Below are 18,090 nucleotides of genomic sequence, written 5' to 3' on the forward strand. Positions count from 1 at the left end.
TTATGTACAAAGTACGAGAATTATAACACTCGCACTTTATTATTATAACTTATTTTTCTAATTCATTATATGTTGACTTTGCTTTACCATACCAGAGACCACCAAAAATCTTTTGGAGTAGTGGCACGACATAAAAATCTAACCCAAATCCGCGACCAGAACCGTTCATAATTGCCAAACTACTCAACATGACAAACCAATGCGTGATTTCAAATGAATGTGTTGCTCCGGAAACAATTGTGACTAGGATCGATAATAAGCCCAAAGGCCACGTAAACAATCCAAGCAAGATACCTGCGCCAGTAATAATTTCAATGAAGCTAGCAAAACCACTTTGCCAGAAGAATTTGTTTAAATCACCGGCATTGCCTAATGCAACTAAAATCCAAAATAGTCCTAGAAATAAACGTAATGGTGTTGACCATAGGACATTACCAAGACGTGATACGCTTCCTTTGAACGGATTACGACCGTCTTCTGTACGGAAAAATTCATCCATCATATAATGGAAGATAGAATAGGCTGAACGGATTTGAGAGTAGAAGAAGAGGTTGATACCGTGCTTTGCAATGCTGGCGATAAATCCTGAAAAGTTAAGGCCCATTAAGCTAGCTACGGTGTAATGAGATCCAATTGAAACCGCGAAACCATGATACTTTACAGCTTCAGAGAATGTTTTGGCCTTGCCTAGTCCAAAATCAGCAAGGATATTAGCTGAAACTGCGCGAGCAGCACTTTCAGCACCTTCAACGGTTTGTGGTATTGGGCCTGTTTTTTCATCAACGTAGGAAAGTGTATCTCCAGCTACATAAATGTCCTTTTCTGGCGTACCATCTTCTTTGGTAGCGCGCATGTAATCATCAGCTTCAATACGACCACCGCGGCCGTACTTGAATCCCCAGTTTGATATAAATGACTTGGCTTTGACGCCAGCAGTCCATATTAGTGATTTTGTTGGTAATGTTGATCCGTCTTGGAAGAATACACCATTTTCATCTACCCCAGTGACCCTTGAGTTCAATCTTATGTCAACACCATTGTCTTCCATATACTTGAAAGCTTTGTCAGCTAATTTACGGTCTTTTAACATATTTAGAATAGAAGGAGATGCCTCAAGTAGGACAAGTTTAATTTCGCTTTCATCTAACTTGTAAGTTTGAGCTAATACTTTACGTTGTTCGATAAATTCGCCCATCAGTTCGGCGCCCGTGAAACCAGATCCAACAACAGCAATAGTCAGCATTTGTTCACGCTTGTCAGGATCAAGTTCAGCAGCACCTTGACCAATAATATTTTCAATATGATTTCGAATTTTTAGTGATTCTTCCATTGACCACAATTCAAATCCGTGTTCTTTAACGCCAGGCGTACCAAAATCGTTTGATTGACCCCCAACTGCTAAAACAAGTTTTTCGTATGGAATATCACCTTGTGTTGTTGAGATTGTCTTCTTATCTTTATTGATATTTGTTACTTCAGTCGTTAACAATTTAACATTCTTATCTTGGTAGAAGAGATGTTCTAAATCTTCTTGTACATGCTTTGGTTTAACACGTTGAGAAGCAACTTCGTGTAATTCTGTCATATATGTAAAGTATGAATGTTTGTCAACTAAGATGATATTATACTCTTTATGATTTCTTAGCTTTTTAGACAATGTTTTTGCTGCGAAGACGCCACCAAAACCGGCGCCTACAATGACGATATTTTTCTCGTTCATGGGATGCTTCCTTTGTGAAATTTATTGTTTATTAGCGTTTTACCTTTTCTAGTATAGACTAGTTTATGCTAATTTACTAGGTTTATGAGAGTAGTTCTTTGTGAAAATATGGAATTAGTATTGTGAAATCGTTCCACCTATTTTTTAGCGGAAAATATGCTAAAATAAGTAGTAATGGTTAAAGCAATAAAAATAGACAATTTAAAGTATAGTTATGATGAACGCCCATTATTCAGTGATTTCAATTTAGAGATTGATCCTGGACAATGGGTTGCTTTGGTGGGACACAATGGATCCGGCAAATCAACCTTGGCTAAATTGGTTTTAGGCTTGTTAGTGGCAGAGGAAGGAAATATTGACGTTTTTGATGAACGTCTGACTGTCGAAACTGTGCACCATGTCCGATCAAAAATTGGCATGGTTTTTCAAAATCCAGATAATCAATTTGTTGGTGCAACTGTTGCTGATGATGTTGCTTTTGGTCTAGAAAATATTCAGGTTGAAAGTTCAGAAATGCCTCAAAAAATAGATGATGCACTGACTATTGTTGGCATGCAAGAGTTTAAAAATCGTGAGCCACATACACTGTCGGGCGGACAAAAACAGCGTGTTGCATTGGCAAGTGTGTTAGCCTTACAACCTAAGATTATTATTTTAGATGAAGCGACTGCAATGTTAGATCCTGATGGCCGCACTACGGTCATGGAGACATTACAGAAATTGAAAAAGCAGTTTGGTGAGGAATTAACATTAGTGACTATTACCCACGATATGGATGAGGCGACACTCGCCGACCGAGTAGTGGTTATTAATGACGGACAAAAAGTCCTAGATGGCACACCAGCTGATGTTTTTTCACAACGACAAGTATTACATGAAAATGGATTAGAATTACCTTTTGCTAACGAGTTAGCATTTCATTTAAACGAGAAACCTGATAAATATATGGACGAGAGAGAACTGATACAGTGGCTATCAACTTTGAACAAGTGAATTTTAGTTATGGCGCTGGTACAACTTTAGCGCAGCCAATTTTGCATGATATTAATGTAACAATACCAGATGGACAAGTAACTGCAATTATTGGCCAGACTGGTTCTGGTAAGTCAACTTTCATACAACATTTAAATGGTTTATTAAAACCTACAACTGGACGAGTAGTTATTGATGATTTTGTTTTGACGAGTGATTTGAAGGAAAAAAACTTGGTTTCTTTGCGTGCCAGAGTGGGTATGGTTTTTCAATTTCCAGAAAATCAGTTATTCGCAAATACAGTCTTAGAAGATGTTATGTATGCCCCGATAAATTTTGGTTATACTAAAACAGATGCTGAGTTTGCGGCAAAAAATGCTTTAAAACGTGTGAATGTTTCTGAGGAATTATGGAATAAATCACCTTTTGAGCTCTCGGGTGGACAGATGCGTCGTGTAGCTATGGCGGGAACGTTGGCAAGTGATCCAGATATTATTGTTTTAGATGAACCGGCTGCAGGCCTAGATCCAAAAGGGCAAAAAGAGTTGCTTGAGATTGTGAAAGGACTGAAAAAAGCAGGTAAGCTGGTCGTTTTCATTTCGCATCAAATGGATCATGTAATCGCTGTAGCTGACCATGTAATCGTGATGCATGATGGTGGTGTCGTGGCAGAGGGAAAGCCAGTTGAAATATTCAATAAAAATCTAGATTGGTTTAAAACAGTTTCTTTAGATTTACCTAAGGCTGGACAGTTTGCGGAGCAGTTACGTCAAAAAGGGCGTACATTGCACTATCGCCCATTAATATTGACGGAATTAGCAACTATGTTAAATGAGGAAAAACGGCATGAATAATATTATGATTGGCCGTTTTGTGCCAGGTGATTCTTGGATTCATCGTTTAGATCCAAGAACTAAACTGATTGGAACCTTTGTTTTTATTTTTGTCATGTTGTGGTCAACATCTTGGGCAACCTATGTATGGTCAGCGGCTTTCGTTATTTTAGCAATACGCTTAACACAGCAGCCGTTTAGACTATATTGGGATGGGCTAAAACCAATTTTTTGGTTAATTCTATTTACAGTGATTTTGCAACTGTTTTTTACGCCAGGGACACCAGTATTGTTACATGCTGGGCCACTCAAAGTGACGGTTCCGGGCATTATTAATGCTATTTATGTTATGATTCGTTTTGTTTTAATTATTTTGATGTCAACAATTCTCACATTAACAACACCACCGACAAGTATTGCAAATGCATTGGAATCTTTATTGAAGCCTTTAAAAAAGCTTCGGGTACCAGTAGCTGAACTTTCATTGATGTTATCAATTGCATTGCGTTTTGTACCATTGCTAATGGATGAAACGCAAAAAATTATGAACGCGCAAAAGTCACGTGGCATGAGCTTTTCAACGGGGGGACCTATTAAAAGAGCTAAAGCTATTGTGCCATTACTTATTCCGCTGTTTGTGGGTGCATTACAGCGTGCACTGGATTTAGCCAATGCGATGGAAGTTCGTGGATTTCAAGATGCCACACAACGAACAAAGTATCGGGTACTATCATATGGCAGTAATGATTACAGTGCATTTATTGGATTAGTCGGGTTTACGATTATATTTATTGGTATTAAATTTTTTATACAGTAGGGCAATAAGAGGAGAAATTTATGCCGCGATATAAAGCAGTTATAGCTTACGATGGTGCTGAATTTTTTGGATTTCAATTGCAAACAAAAAATGGTGTCGAGTCTGTACGTACAGTTCAAGGAGAGCTTAATAAAGTCATCAATAAAATGGCAAAAAATCCGTCGCCGCAGATTAAAGTAGTAGGTGCATCGCGCACAGATACAGGCGTGCATGCTTTTGGTCAAGTAGTGCACTTTGATTTACCATTCAATATTGATCCAGCAGGTGTGCGCAAGGGGATGAATACATTGTTGCCATTTGATGTAATTGTAAATCATGTTGAACGTGTTGCTGACGACTTTCATGCAAGATTTAATACTCATTCAAAACGATACATTTATCGTGTATCTACGACTGATTATAAAGACCCTTTTAAACGTAAATATACGGGACATTTTCATTGGAAACTAGACATCAACAGGATTAAAGCTGCTTTACCTGATCTCTTAGGCGAGCATGATTTTGCTAGCTTTGCTGCTTCAGGGAATGAGACGGCTACAACTGTTCGGTTGATTACTCGGGCTGATGTTGATGAGAAACCAGAGGAACATGAGATAGTGTTCACTTTTGAAGGAAATGCCTTCCTATACAATCAAATTCGTATTATGGTTGGCGTACTATTAGAAATTGGTACCGGAAAACGACCGGTGCATGATATTGTTCGATTGATAGAAGTTAAGGATCGGGAACAAGCTAGGTATACAGCACCAGCAAGTGGCCTATACCTCGATGAGATTGATTACAATTGAACAATGTTTGTTATAATGAAACCAGAACTACTTTAAGGGGGCGTAATTATGACATTTTTTGAAGAATATATTCAAGCTTCTCGGGGGCTTGTTTTCGTTGCAACTGTTAAAGATAATCAACCAAGTATTGGAATTATGGGATTTGCGGTCAGTCCAGAACGTGAAAATCTGTGGTATTTTAACGTTGATCCGACATCATATAAAGTGAACGATGTTGATAATAATGACAGGGTAGCTATCATTACACCATTCAATGAAAATGGCGCACGAATTGAATCAAATGATGCAACTATGACACGTTCTAATAAAACATGGGCAGATGTTAAACCATTATTTATTGGCAATAAATCTTATATGCAGGCGCACCCAAATATAGAAAATGAGATTGTACTGGAACTCTACATTCATTCTGCTAGCCTTACGTCGTACGGGTATAAAAAAGATGTTAATTTTGAGTAAAATAATTGACATGAGACGCTTTTTTGGTTAAGATAGAAGACGGTATTGTTTACCTCACGATAAGCCCCGGAAACTTATTGTAAATGCTTAGCAAGGAACGGCCAAGTAAGTAAACAACTAATCAAAGGAGCGCAAACATGCGTACAACATTTTTAGCAAAACCAGGTGAAATCGAAAAGAAGTGGTATATTATTGATGCAAAAGACGTCGTTTTGGGACGTTTGTCAACAGTAGTAGCTTCAATTTTGCGTGGTAAGAACAAGCCAACGTTTACACCAAACGTTGACATGGGTGACAATGTCATCATCATCAATGCAAGCGAAGTTAAGTTGACTGGTAAGAAAGCTACTGATAAGGTTTATTACCACCACTCAAACCACCCAGGTGGTTTGAAGGCTCGCACAGCTGGAAACTATCGTGAATTCAACCCTGAAAAGTTGATTGAATTATCAATCCACGGTATGTTGCCAAAGAACACTTTGGGACGTAAGCAAGGCTTGAACTTGCACGTGTATGCAGGATCAGAACATGATCATGCCGCACAAAAGCCCGAAGCACTTGACATCAACAAGTTAGTTTAAGAAAGGAGAATCTCAATTATGACTACAGCAGTACAATATGCCGGCACAGGTCGTCGTAAGAACTCAGTTGCTCGTGTACGTTTGGTTCCAGGTAATGGCCAAATCACAATGAACGGCAAGTCAATCGAAGAATATATTCCTTTTGCTAACTTGCGTGAAGTTGTTTTGCAACCATTTAACGTTACTGAAACATTAGGTAACTATGACGTATTAGTTAACGTTATCGGTGGTGGTTATTCTGGTCAAGCTGGTGCAACACGTCACGGTATCGCCCGTGCTTTGTTGACAGTAGATCCTGATTTCCGTGCAGCATTGAAGGCAGCAGGTTTGTTGACTCGTGACTCACGTATGAAGGAACGTAAGAAGCCAGGTTTGAAGAAAGCCCGTAAGGCATCACAATTCTCAAAGCGTTAATATATGTAATATTGAATTCTGTAATCAATACCGATTATATGAGGCAGTATAACTTAAAACACTGAGTTTAAAAGCACACAACTTGAACAAGTTGTGTGCTTTTTTGTGAGTTAGAATGACGGTTAAAAAGTAGTTATTATGAAATAACTACTTTTTAATATTATTTTATTTAAAGTTTGATCGTTCATAAATAATCCATGAGATTAAATAAGTGGAAAAGATAATAATAAGTAACGAACTTAGCATGATGATTATAAATATGCTGACAGTTGTTATATTTGCGGCTAGTGACAGACTAAAAAATAATGTAGCAACGATAACAAATATCAAGCAGTAGACCAGAACTTGTAGTGTTCTCTTCATAGCAAAATAGCTGACATATTGTTCACGTTCGTCCCTAACACTAAACTCGCCATCATTACTATTGTAACCATCATTGGCATATTTTTGATAAAAGTGTTTGAAGATACCAAAAATTAAAAACCAAGCAGCTAGCAAAAACCAACCATATCCGAAATGAATTTGAGATGAGTTTGGTGTTGGTGTTGGTGAAAGTACAATAGTTTGAATTAAAGCAAAGCCTAGTATAACTACAGTAATCACGTTGCCAATTTGTTCAAGAATTATTTTTTTCATATTTCATCTACCTCAGTAATAGTAAATAGTTCAGTGAGGGGTGTTTTCAGTGCTCGCGCTAATTGAAAAGCTAACATTAAGGAGGGCGTATAGTTACCTTTTTCTATTGATACAATCGTACGACGAGAAACACCGATATTTTTTGCCAGTGTATCCTGTGTTAAATTAAGGTTTTTTCTAATATGCTGAACATTATTGTCGATTTTCATATTATAGTTCCTAATCCTAATGTGCAATAAACTTCACATATAGTATATCATCCACTAAAAGAGAAGTCAACTTCACTTTCAGTAATAATTATTATAAAAACACTTGCTATGTATCTCGATATTTGATATACTAATATAGTTGTTTGAGATATGGGAGTGTAGCGAAGTCTGGCTAAACGCGACGGACTGTAACTCCGTTCCTTCGGGTTCGTAGGTTCGAATCCTACCGCTCCCATTGCCGATTAAAGCTAACGGCAAAATAAATTAGCTATTGCCCCTTCGCCAAGTGGTAAGGCATCGGTTTTTGGTACCGACATGCGCTGGTTCGAATCCAGCAGGGGCAATTAAGATAAAAAGGAACTTGAGAAAGTTCCTTTTTTGTATAAAATAAATTTTAAAGACAAAGAAAAAGCTATACTTAATTGTATAGCTTTTTTATAGTGCAGCTGGCGGGAGTCGAACCCGCACGCCCTAAACGGGCACAGGATCCTTAATCCTGCGCGTCTGCCAATTCCGCCACAGCTGCATATATAAATTGACAACTATATAATTATACCCATTAAATCTAATCTCGTCAATAGATATTCAATGACAGCAAGCATGTAATTTTGATAGAATAGAAGTAATGGAGAAAGTACATGAGATTTTTTAATCGAAAAAAAACAGAAATAATTACACCAGAAATACAAGCACATAATGAGGCTTTACAAAATGAAAATGATGATTTATTAGATCAAATTGAAGCTTTGAAATTAGATGTTTCAGAATTGAAATCAGAAAATCAACATTTGACCGAACGCCTATCACGTAGCAAGTACCAGCAAAAATTAACTAAAACAGGTGGTGGATTGGTTGTTTTGTTTATTAGCTACATGTTGCTATCCTTATTTGGTGAACCTTCACGTTATATGATTTGGTTACTATTAATTGAAGCGGTTTTTATTTTTATGATGCTTAGAGGAGACGAAAAATGAGTCAACATAATGCTTCGCGTATACCCTTTGTAGTTGCGAATTGGAAAATTAATAAGTTGCACGCCGATGTTGCAGAATTTTTGGACCAAGTAAATGGTAAGGTGCCTGCTGAAAATATTGTGGAAACAGGTATTGCAGCACAAGATTTATTCTTGTCAGACATGGTTCGAGCTACAGCACACTCACCCATACATATCGTCGCAGAAAATGTTCATTGGGAAGATAGTGGGGCTTATACAGGTGAAACATCGCCAAAGGCATTGAAAGATATTGGTGCCAAATATGTTTTAATTGGGCACTTTGAGCGGAGAAAATTCTTTAATGAGACCGATTCAACAGTTAATTTGAAAGTCACTGCTGCACTTAGAAATGGTTTGCGGCCAATTATTGATGTTGATGAGGACATGAGTACTTATGCCCAGTTTATGGACGCAGAACCCTCAGTGGCTCAAGTGGCTGCTGCCTTAGCGGGTGTCTCTGTTGATCAAATTCGCAATGTTACACTGGCATATGAGCCTACGTGGGCAATTGGATCAGGTGAGGCCGCAAGTGCGGCCCAAGCGCAAAAAGCAGCTCATTTAATACGACAGACGCTGGCCAAGTTATATTCGCCTGTTATTGCAGAACAAGTTCGCGTGTTATATGGCGGATCTGTGACGCCAGACAATGCTCGTGAAATTATGTTACAAAAAGATATAGATGGCGTGTTGGTTGGCACGTCTGCGCTTGATCCAGAAAAATTTTTACAATTGGTAGCCATTGCACAAGACCCTGAAGTGCCAGAGTTTAATATTGAAAACACATAAAAAGAACCCTGTAAGAACATAATCAAGATAGTTTTTTGAACATTACACTGGCTCGTGTGTTTAGTAAATTTTTGGATATGATTCTTACCCTGTGATATAATATACATGGTATATAACCGAAAACCAAAGGAGAATTAAAACATGTCTTTAATTACTGATATTATCGCACGTGAAGTCCTTGACTCACGTGGAAACCCTACACTTGAAGCTGAAGTTATCACAGAATTAGGTGGCTTTGGCCGTGGAATGGTGCCTTCAGGTGCATCAACGGGTGAACACGAGGCTGTTGAATTGCGTGATGGAGACAAGTCACGTTTTGGTGGTAAGGGAACAACAAAGGCTGTTGCCAATGTTAACGATGCTATCGCTAAGGCTTTGGTTGGTAAGTTCGATGTAACTGATCAACGTGCAATCGATCAAGCTATGATCGAACTCGATGGTACAGAAAACAAGGGTAAGTTGGGTGCAAACGCTATTTTGGCTGTTTCAATCGCTGCTGCCCGTGCTGCTGCTGATGAATTAGGTGTGCCTTTGTTCTCATACTTGGGTGGTGCAAATTCATACGTATTGCCAACACCTATGATGAATGTTATCAACGGTGGTGCTCACTCAGCAAACAAGGTTGATTTCCAAGAATTCATGATTATGCCTGTTGGTGCACCAACAGTTAAGGAAGCAATCCGTTACGGTTCAGAAACTTTCCACGCCTTGAAAAAGTTGTTGGAAGCTGATGGTAAGGCAACTTCAGTCGGTGATGAAGGTGGATTTGCTCCTGACTTCGCTGACAACGAAGAACCTTTGAAGTATTTGATCCGCGCAATCGAAGCTGCTGGTTATAAGCCTGGTAAGGATATCGCAATTGCTGTCGATGTTGCTTCATCAGAATTGTACGATGCAGAAACAAAGACATACAAGCTACGTTGGTCAACAGGTGAAGAATTTACAACACCTGAATTCATCAAGTATCTTGAGGACTTGGCAGATCGTTACCCAATCATTTCAATCGAAGATCCTATCGACGAAAACGAATGGGAAGACTGGGCTACAATTACTGCAGAATTGGGCAAGAAGGTTCAATTGGTTGGTGATGACTTCTTCGTTACTAACACACAATACCTTGAAAAGGGTATCAACATGGGTGCTGCTAACTCAATCTTAATCAAGGTTAACCAAATCGGTACTTTGACAGAGACTTTCGAAGCTATTGAAATGGCTAAGGAAGCGGGTTACACAGCTATCGTTTCTCACCGTTCAGGGGAAACAGAAGACACAACGATTTCAGACTTGGTTGTTGCTACAAATGCTGGTCAAATCAAGACAGGTTCATTGTCACGTACTGATCGTATCGCTAAGTACAACCAATTGATCCGTATCGAAGAGTTGTTGGACACAACTGCTAAGTATAAGGGTATCCATTCATTCTATAACTTATCAGCTGCTGCCCGTGAAGTTATTGAAAACAAGTAAAAAAACGAATCGGCCATTTGGTCGTTTTTTTTTACATGAAATTTTTAAAAATTATATTAATCTTGTAAATACGAGTGAAAAAGGAGCAAGTACAGTGGATAATTTAAAACGTTGCTCTTGGGTAGATAATTATCCAGCTTCCGATATGATGACAGTTTATCATGATAAAGAATGGGGACAGCCCAACCAATATAGTGATGAAGAGCTATTTGAATTACTGACTTTAGAAATTTTTCAAGCAGGTCTAAGCTGGGAGACCTCATTAAAAAGGCGTTTAGGGATGAACCATGCATTTCTATCCTTTGATATTGATTTAGTATCTAAAATGACAGACGACGATATTGAACGTTTAAAACACGATCCTAATATTATTAGCAACAGATTAAAAATAACATCGACCATTCACAATGCACAGGTCATCAGACAAATTCGTCAGCAGAAAGGAAGTTTTTCTGATTACATGTGGTCGTTCACTGATGGTCAAATTATCAATCATCATATTGTTAGTGGGGATGAAATTCCTAGTCAAAATGAATTATCGCAACAAGTAACGAAGGACATGAAGAAACAAGGGTTCAAATTTATCGGACCGGTAATTGTGTATTCTTACCTACAAGCAATAGGAATTATCAACGATCATGAGCAATGTTGTAGTTTTAACCCTGATTATACAAGATTATGAGTAATGATATAGTTGTTTTTTCTAATACATTCCTCATATTAAATGTGATAAACTACCCTTAGAGGACTAGATTTATGGCAAAATTACAGGGTGTTATTCTTTTAAACACTGATGCTGCTGCACTGCAAATTGTTGACAGTCGTGGGCGTCAAATTGAGCATGTTAAACGCGAATATAGTGAAAAAAATTTATCATTATCTAGTTTTTCTGCTGAAGTAATGCAGCGCGCATTATCACAGTTACAACGGTTCCAACAACTTCTTCGTGACTATGGTGTAGAAGATGTACGATTGTATGGCAGTGAAAATCTTTCTAAGATGCTGAATGCCATTTATTTTGTCGATCAAGTAGAAAATGTAACGGGCCTTGAATTACTTTGGCTGAATGCCAACCAAGAAAATTATTATCGGCAATTGGCATTACGTGTTCATGAAGAAAAAATTCTAAATGAACGATACACATTTGTACTAGGTGTCAGCTCTACCAGAATAGACTTATCCTATTTTGAAAATAATCAGTTTAAATTCTCGCAGCATTCGGCTATCGGTCCAGTACGGTTAACACAGTCTATCAGAGACATGGCCGCAGAGTTTAGTGAAATACCAGATTTGATACCGGAATTTATTGACAGTAAATTAGCAGATTTTTGGCATATGCTACCACCTTTTCAATCAACTGATACAATCATTTTACTTGGCGCCGATGTAGTAAATCAGTTATTTTTAAATAACAAGTCTAAAACTACAGTTCATAAATCAGAACTACAGTCATTGATTAGTGATTTTAATCGGATGAATAAACAAGCTATTGCTGAGCAATATGGCATCGATTCAAATGATGTTTGGATGGTTTTCATGGAAGCAGTATTGGTTGTCGAAGTGATGTCAGCTATTGGTGCTACTAATTTACATATTAGTAGCTTAACAGTCCTAGATGGACTGGTTGTTAAAGACAACAATGCACAAAATGATATTATTACTGCCGCACGTGGTATTGCAGATAGATATATGGTTGAAGAGAAACATCGAGAGTTAGTTCTTAAATATACTTGGCGACTATTCGATCGTCTAAAAAAAATGCACCGATTGAGTGCGCGTGATCGGCTTCTATTGGGTGTCGCTGCTTTGACGCACGATGTTGGCAGTTTTATCAATTCTCAGAAGCATTACCAATATTCTGAAGAAATTCTAGAAGGGATTGACTTTCATGGATTATCAACCTCTGAGCAGCGAATGATTGCCGCCATTGCGCGTTATCATAGCGCTGAAACGCCAGATAATGCACTGAGATCAACGCAAGAGTTCTCACCAAGGCAACGTATGCGTATTGCTAAAATGGCGGCTTTGCTACGCTTGGCAGATGCACTTGATGATAGCCGGTTACAAAAAATTAGTAAGCTAACTGTGTCTATTGGTGCAGAAAAGATTACAGTAATCGGACAATCAGCCAAGAATTTACAATTGGAAATGTATATATTTGCACAAAAAGCGCATTTTTTTGAGGCTGTGTTTGGATTACCTATTGTATTGAAACATCAGGTGAAAAGGAGCTGACAAGCATTATGACAGATCTGAAACAACACAAATATTATGTCAATCGTGAAATGAGTTGGTTAGCTTTTAATAGACGTGTACTCGAAGAAGGGCGCGATACACAAAATCCTATTCTTGAGCGTGCTAATTTTTTGGCGATTACACAGAAAAACATGGACGAATGGTTCATGGTTCGGGTGGCAAGCTTACAACAACAAATGTTTGTAGGTCACGATAAAGTGGATGCATCTGGTTTATCGCCGAAAGAGCAGCTAATTAAAATTTCTGCCGCTGCAGGAGAACAAATTAAAAACCAGTATCAAGTATTAAATCGTAGTATTATACCGACTATGAAAAAGTTAGGTTTTTCATTAGTTCATAAAGATGATTTGACGGATACACAAGTTAACTTTTTAAAAGAGTTTTTTGAAAAAGAGTTGCGACCAGTTTTAACGCCGATGGCAATCGATAGTACCCGACCATTTCCTTTTTTGGCAAATGATACGTTAAATATTGGGGTTCGTTTGAAAAAAAACGATGAACAAGCTGAAAAATATATCGCAGTATTACAAGTTCCAGAGACCTCTGGACGTGTGATTGCACTACCAGAAGACAACCAAGTGATTTTAGTAGAAGAGGTTGTGCAATTATTTTTAGATGCACTTTTTCCAGGTTACACCATTAAAGAATCAAATGTTTTTCATATTTTGCGTGATATGGAATTAGATGTTGCTGATGATGAAGATACGCCTAATATTTTGCAAGAAGTACAAAGTAAATTGCAAGAACGGGAGCGTGGACGAGTTATCCGTGTGATTGTAAGTACTAATACGGGTAAAATGTTAATGACTAAACTTATCAAAGCTTTACAAGTGCCGGATGATCGAATCTATGAGGTGAATGGTCCGATTGATTTAACATTTATTAGTTCGTGGTTGAAAGTAATTGATGCACCTACATTAGGGTACACATCATTTCAAGGATACGAAAATCCCGACTTGACTGCTGATAAAATATTTGAAAGTATACGAAAACGCGATTATCTGTTGCATCACCCCTATGATTCATTTAGACCAGTAGTTCAATTCATTCAAACAGCTGCGATAGATGAGGATGTGTTAGCCATTAAAATGACGCTATACCGTGTGTCCGGTAATTCACCAATTATTAAAGCACTCTCTGATGCTGCTCAACGCGGTAAGCAAGTGACAGTGTTACTTGAAATTAAGGCACGCTTTGATGAAGAAAATAATGTCCACTGGGCGCGCGAATTAGAGCAAAAGGGCGTCCATGTGGTTTATGGACTTCGAGGACTAAAAGTGCATGCTAAAATGGCCATGGTAGTGCGACGGGAAAGTGATACGATACGTCGATACGTCCATCTCGCTACTGGAAACTATAATGATGTTACAGCGAATTTTTATACGGATCTTGGACTGCTAACAGTGGATAGTGAATTGGGCGCAGATGTGGCTTCGATTTTTAATATTCTAACGGGTTACTCTGATCCAAGTTTTTTTCATCAACTGCATATGTCACCCGATGGTATTCGTGAATTTATTTATCAAAAAATAAACGTCGAAATTAAAAATGCCAAAGCAGGAAAACCGTCTGGTATTAGGATGAAATTCAATTCGTTATCTGATGAACGAATGATTCGTCATTTGTACGAAGCAAGTGAGACTGGTGTACCAGTTGAATTGATTGTTCGAGGAATTACAATGCTCAAGGTTGGTATTCCGAAAGTCAGTGAAACCATAGCTGTGCATTCAATTGTTGGTCGTTTTTTGGAACATAGTCGGGTATTCATTTTTCATAATGATGATAACCCGCAGGTTTATTTGTCCTCTGCAGATTTAATGACAAGAAATTTGAATCGACGTGTTGAATTGTTATTTCCAATTCGCAATGATGATTTGTCCCAACAGGTGATTAATATTTTTGAAATTATGTGGGCAGATAATGTTAAAACACGTGTTCTGCAACCCGATGGGTCATTTGATAAAATTGATCGCAGAGGCTTATCTTCTGTTAATGCACAAGAAATGTTTATAGCCGAATCTATGGTGAAACAAATTGAGTTAAAGCAACAACAAGATCGAGAAAATTCACAAAAAGAGTTTGAGCCGATTAATAACCCGTTTATAGGAGGTGAATCATGACTGTTATAGCAATAATAGATTTAGGATCGAACTCAGTACGGATGACGATTAGTAGATATCATCAAGATGGTCATTATGAGGTATTGAATAGATTACAAGAGATGGTGCGTCTCTCCGAAGGAATGGGTGAAAATAAAGTTTTACAACCTGAGGCTATTAAACGTACGATGAACGCTTTGAAGAATTTCAAGGAAATGTTAGATAAGTATCCAAAGGCAAAGATCAAAGCAGTGGCCACTGCAGCTGTTCGGCAAGCAACAAACCAAATGGTATTTCTGACAGAATTCGAAAAAACAATGGGATTCTCGTTGCAAGTACTAACAGGAGAAGAAGAAGCACACTATGATTACGTTGGTATTGTTAATACGCTAAGCATAAATGATGCCTTGATTTTGGATACTGGTGGTGCCTCTGCAGAATTGATTTTAGTTCGAAACAAAGAATCAGTTCACGAAATAAGTCTGCCCATTGGCGCAGTGACAATTAGCGAAATGTTTCTTGAAAAGGATGTTATTAATGCAGCTTCGCTATTTCAAGCCATCGTAGCATTAAGGCAAATGTTTGGTGATGTTTCTTGGCTCAATGATGCTATGCATTTACCATTAGTGGCATTAGGTGGTAGTAATCGTACTTTAGCTAAAATTTCACGACGTCAGCGGAAAATCACTGATATGCCAATTCATGGGTATCATCTGAGTAAGCAAGATGCAACAGACATATATCAAAAGATATTAAGTAAAAATCTAGTTGGACGACAGAAGATGGCTGGTTTGGCCAAAGATCGTGGTGATATTATTGTCGGTGGCTTATTACCATTGATAGAACTGCTTATTTTTCTAGGTGGACAACAGGTCATATTCTCGCAAGCTGGTCTGCGAGAAGGCATTTTATTTGAAACAATTAGGCAAGAAACAGGCCAACGTGTTATTGCGCCAGAACCTGCTTCAATGACGATAGATTAATAAAAAAAGCCAATAGGAATATTGGCTTTTTTTATTTAATGATCCACCCGGGAGTCGAACCCGGATTTCAAGAACCGGAATCTTGCGTGCGATCCATTACACTAGCGGATCATAACTATTCAATTATAGCCTATTTTACCGGAATTTCAAAGTGGGTTTCGTCACCAATATCAAATAATATGTGCCCAGAAAACTGGTCGATCAAATCTGATTGGAATTTGGCCAAATCCTCTTCAGATACTGGGACTACGACGTGAATAGTTACATCATATTGTGTGTCTATTATTGAATAATTATGGCTGTTTAGCCAATAATTTAATGTTTCTCCATGCTTATAATCAATGCTAATAGTAACTTGTAGACGTGTTAGTCGTTCCACGAAGTTAATTGACTCAAGTCCTTCAGCAACTGTGCTAGCGTAAGCACGAATCAATCCACCTGCACCTAATTTAATACCGCCAAAATAACGAGTTACTACTGCTACGACGTCATGTAGGTTATTTTTCTGTAAAACTTCTAGCATTGGTATGCCAGCTGTACCACTTGGTTCACCGTTATCGCTATAGCGCTTAATGCTATCATTATCACCCAATACGTAAGCAAAAACATTATGGCTAGCTTTATAGTGGACTTTATTTATTTTTTCTATAAAACAGCGAGCATCATTTTCAGAAGTGATGCGTGCCATGTTTAAAATGAAGCGTGATTTTTTAATTTCTTTTTCCCAAGTGAATGATGAGGGCTCGATTGTGAAATATTCTATCATATAACGTATTATACAGCATGAATGATGAATATTTCTATGGTCGTCAAATTGTTCAACCCAAAGTGGAAACAACGACTAAACATATTATTGAACCTTTTGTGGGTAAGAAGTGCCAACGGTGTGGACAGAAGAATATCGAGAAATTGCCTAATCAACATTATTACTGTAATGGCTGTTTGATATTAGGGCGAGTTAGTTCTCTTGATAACTTAGTTTCGTTACCGGAACCAAATCGGTTTTCTGGTAACGCTAAAATGACGTGGCAAGGTAAATTAACGCAACAACAAGAAAAAGTTAGCAACGAACTATTAATGACTTTGTCTCAAAAAGGGGAACATTTAGTGTGGGCGGTTACTGGTGCGGGTAAAACTGAAATGTTATTCCCGGTTATCCACAAAGCACTATGCCAACGATTACGTGTAGCAGTTGTTTCACCACGCGTAGATGTCATTGTGGAGTTAGCACCGCGCATTCAGTCGGCATTTGAAGAAACTGATTTAATGATATTACATGGTAACCAGAAAGAGGCCTATCGATATACACAGTTAGTTTTAGCGACCACACATCAGATGCTACGATTTTATCATGCGTTCGATCTTCTGATCGTTGATGAAATTGATAGCTTTCCGTTTGCAGGGGATGCCATGCTGATGTATGCAGTGAATAAAGCCCGGAAAGAAAATAGTGCCTCAATTTATTTAACTGCGACACCAACATTAGCAATGCGCAAAAAAGCAGGTAAAAAATTACCAACTTCTTATTTACCATTGAGATTTCATCAGCATGTCTTACCTGAAATAAAAGTAAAATTAGTTCGTAACTGGCGTAAAAAACTACCGAATGTTATCAAAAAACAAATTATTCAACTAATTACAACTAAACAACGATTTCTAATTTTTGTACCAAAAGTTTCTGATTTAAAACCGCTACATCAAAAACTACAACGGTTATTTCCAGATGTGCAAAGTGATTACGTACATGCAGCAGATCCATTTCGGCAAGACAAGGTTAAAAAAATGCGTGATGAAAAGTTGCAGTATTTAATTACGACTACAATATTAGAAAGAGGAGTTACTTTCCCCAGAATCGATGTGTTAATTATAGGAGCAGACGATAAAACATTTAGTGAAAATGCACTTGTCCAAATTGCGGGTCGTGTAGGACGTAGTGCTGATCGACCTACCGGTTTAGTACAAGCATATGTACAACATATCAATTTAAAGGTTAGGTCAGCACAAAAACAAATTATCATGATGAATCGTCGTGGTAAAAAATTAAAATGTCGAATGGATCGTTAGAAAAGGAGAAAC

General features: G+C 38.0%; 19 protein-coding genes and 3 tRNA genes. 17 read left to right on the forward strand and 5 right to left on the reverse strand.

Features of this window, described 5'->3' with window-relative positions:
- Positions 1–49: 49 nt before the first annotated feature.
- A complete protein-coding gene (locus GJV51_03550) occupies positions 50–1,720 on the reverse strand; it encodes an NADH-quinone oxidoreductase subunit D (GenBank protein ID QGM25082.1) in 1,671 nt (556 codons plus the stop codon).
- Between the two features lie 174 nt (positions 1,721–1,894).
- On the opposite strand from GJV51_03550, the gene GJV51_03555 reads away from it, so the two are divergent.
- The 7 genes from GJV51_03555 to rpsI all read left to right on the forward strand — a co-directional run bounded on the left by GJV51_03555 (position 1,895) and on the right by rpsI (position 6,584).
- Positions 1,895–2,713 carry an energy-coupling factor transporter ATPase gene (locus tag GJV51_03555; protein ID QGM25083.1) on the forward strand — a complete coding sequence of 273 codons (819 nt, stop codon included), beginning with the start codon at positions 1,895–1,897 and terminating at the stop codon, positions 2,711–2,713.
- Complete coding sequence (locus GJV51_03560) at positions 2,689–3,546, forward strand: energy-coupling factor transporter ATPase (GenBank protein ID QGM25084.1); 858 nt, start codon at positions 2,689–2,691, stop codon at positions 3,544–3,546. The genes GJV51_03555 and GJV51_03560 overlap by 25 nt, the downstream gene beginning before the upstream one ends.
- Entirely contained in the window at positions 3,539–4,342 is an 804-nt protein-coding gene (locus GJV51_03565; GenBank protein QGM25085.1) for a cobalt ABC transporter ATP-binding protein, read from the forward strand. Before GJV51_03560 ends, GJV51_03565 begins: the two co-directional genes overlap by 8 nt.
- A 20-nt stretch (positions 4,343–4,362) precedes the next feature.
- Positions 4,363–5,130 (forward strand): tRNA pseudouridine(38-40) synthase TruA, encoded by a 768-nt coding sequence (gene truA, locus GJV51_03570; GenBank protein QGM25086.1) that lies wholly within the window; start codon positions 4,363–4,365, stop codon positions 5,128–5,130.
- 48 nt (positions 5,131–5,178) lie between these two features.
- Positions 5,179–5,589 (forward strand): pyridoxamine 5'-phosphate oxidase family protein, encoded by a 411-nt coding sequence (locus GJV51_03575; GenBank protein QGM25087.1) that lies wholly within the window; start codon positions 5,179–5,181, stop codon positions 5,587–5,589.
- A gap of 137 nt (positions 5,590–5,726) precedes the next feature.
- A complete protein-coding gene (gene rplM / locus GJV51_03580; protein QGM25088.1) occupies positions 5,727–6,170 on the forward strand; it encodes a 50S ribosomal protein L13 in 444 nt (147 codons plus the stop codon).
- Positions 6,171–6,188: 18 nt separating this feature from the next.
- Positions 6,189–6,584 carry a 30S ribosomal protein S9 gene (gene rpsI, locus GJV51_03585; protein QGM25089.1) on the forward strand — a complete coding sequence of 132 codons (396 nt, stop codon included), beginning with the start codon at positions 6,189–6,191 and terminating at the stop codon, positions 6,582–6,584.
- Positions 6,585–6,749: 165 nt separating this feature from the next.
- Here the strand turns inward: rpsI and GJV51_03590 are convergent, their stop codons facing one another.
- Positions 6,750–7,220, reverse strand: coding sequence for a hypothetical protein (locus tag GJV51_03590; GenBank protein QGM25090.1), 471 nt, complete (start codon positions 7,218–7,220; stop codon positions 6,750–6,752).
- A complete protein-coding gene (locus GJV51_03595; protein ID QGM25091.1) occupies positions 7,217–7,429 on the reverse strand; it encodes a helix-turn-helix domain-containing protein in 213 nt (70 codons plus the stop codon). The genes GJV51_03590 and GJV51_03595 overlap by 4 nt, the downstream gene beginning before the upstream one ends.
- Before the next feature lie 152 nt (positions 7,430–7,581).
- On the opposite strand from GJV51_03595, the gene GJV51_03600 reads away from it, so the two are divergent.
- Both GJV51_03600 and GJV51_03605 read left to right on the forward strand, forming a co-directional pair.
- Positions 7,582–7,664: transfer RNA gene (locus GJV51_03600), tRNA-Tyr, on the forward strand.
- A gap of 37 nt (positions 7,665–7,701) precedes the next feature.
- Positions 7,702–7,773: transfer RNA gene (locus GJV51_03605), tRNA-Gln, on the forward strand.
- 97 nt (positions 7,774–7,870) lie between these two features.
- Here the strand turns inward: GJV51_03605 and GJV51_03610 are convergent.
- A tRNA-Leu gene (locus GJV51_03610) sits at positions 7,871–7,955 on the reverse strand.
- A gap of 112 nt (positions 7,956–8,067) precedes the next feature.
- Here GJV51_03610 and GJV51_03615 point away from each other — a divergent pair.
- The 7 genes from GJV51_03615 (at position 8,068) to ppx (ending at position 16,014) form a co-directional block, all read left to right on the forward strand.
- Positions 8,068–8,403 carry a hypothetical protein gene (locus GJV51_03615; protein ID QGM25092.1) on the forward strand — a complete coding sequence of 112 codons (336 nt, stop codon included), beginning with the start codon at positions 8,068–8,070 and terminating at the stop codon, positions 8,401–8,403.
- Complete coding sequence (locus GJV51_03620) at positions 8,400–9,209, forward strand: triose-phosphate isomerase (GenBank protein QGM25093.1); 810 nt, start codon at positions 8,400–8,402, stop codon at positions 9,207–9,209. Before GJV51_03615 ends, GJV51_03620 begins: the two co-directional genes overlap by 4 nt.
- Before the next feature lie 141 nt (positions 9,210–9,350).
- Positions 9,351–10,676, forward strand: coding sequence for a phosphopyruvate hydratase (locus GJV51_03625; GenBank protein QGM25094.1), 1,326 nt, complete (start codon positions 9,351–9,353; stop codon positions 10,674–10,676).
- A gap of 94 nt (positions 10,677–10,770) precedes the next feature.
- Positions 10,771–11,358: a DNA-3-methyladenine glycosylase I gene (locus tag GJV51_03630; GenBank protein QGM25095.1), complete on the forward strand. Its 588-nt coding sequence runs from the start codon at positions 10,771–10,773 to the stop codon at positions 11,356–11,358.
- A 74-nt stretch (positions 11,359–11,432) separates the two neighbouring features.
- Positions 11,433–12,911 carry an HD domain-containing protein gene (locus GJV51_03635; GenBank protein QGM25096.1) on the forward strand — a complete coding sequence of 493 codons (1,479 nt, stop codon included), beginning with the start codon at positions 11,433–11,435 and terminating at the stop codon, positions 12,909–12,911.
- Between the two features lie 5 nt (positions 12,912–12,916).
- Positions 12,917–15,052: an RNA degradosome polyphosphate kinase gene (locus GJV51_03640; GenBank protein QGM25097.1), complete on the forward strand. Its 2,136-nt coding sequence runs from the start codon at positions 12,917–12,919 to the stop codon at positions 15,050–15,052.
- Positions 15,049–16,014 carry an exopolyphosphatase gene (ppx, locus tag GJV51_03645; protein QGM25098.1) on the forward strand — a complete coding sequence of 322 codons (966 nt, stop codon included), beginning with the start codon at positions 15,049–15,051 and terminating at the stop codon, positions 16,012–16,014. Before GJV51_03640 ends, ppx begins: the two co-directional genes overlap by 4 nt.
- Positions 16,015–16,144: 130 nt before the next feature.
- Here the strand turns inward: ppx and GJV51_03650 are convergent, their stop codons facing one another.
- A complete protein-coding gene (locus GJV51_03650; GenBank protein QGM25099.1) occupies positions 16,145–16,780 on the reverse strand; it encodes a YigZ family protein in 636 nt (211 codons plus the stop codon).
- 17 nt (positions 16,781–16,797) lie between these two features.
- Here GJV51_03650 and GJV51_03655 point away from each other — a divergent pair, with 17 nt between their 5' ends.
- The gene (locus tag GJV51_03655) at positions 16,798–18,078 is read left to right on the forward strand and encodes a DEAD/DEAH box helicase (GenBank protein QGM25100.1); all 1,281 of its coding nucleotides are present in this window, start codon (positions 16,798–16,800) and stop codon (positions 18,076–18,078) included.
- Positions 18,079–18,090 lie beyond the last annotated feature (12 nt).

Origin of the sequence: Leuconostoc mesenteroides subsp. mesenteroides (genome assembly GCA_009676745.1) — a bacterium.
GTDB lineage: Bacteria > Bacillota > Bacilli > Lactobacillales > Lactobacillaceae > Leuconostoc > Leuconostoc koreense.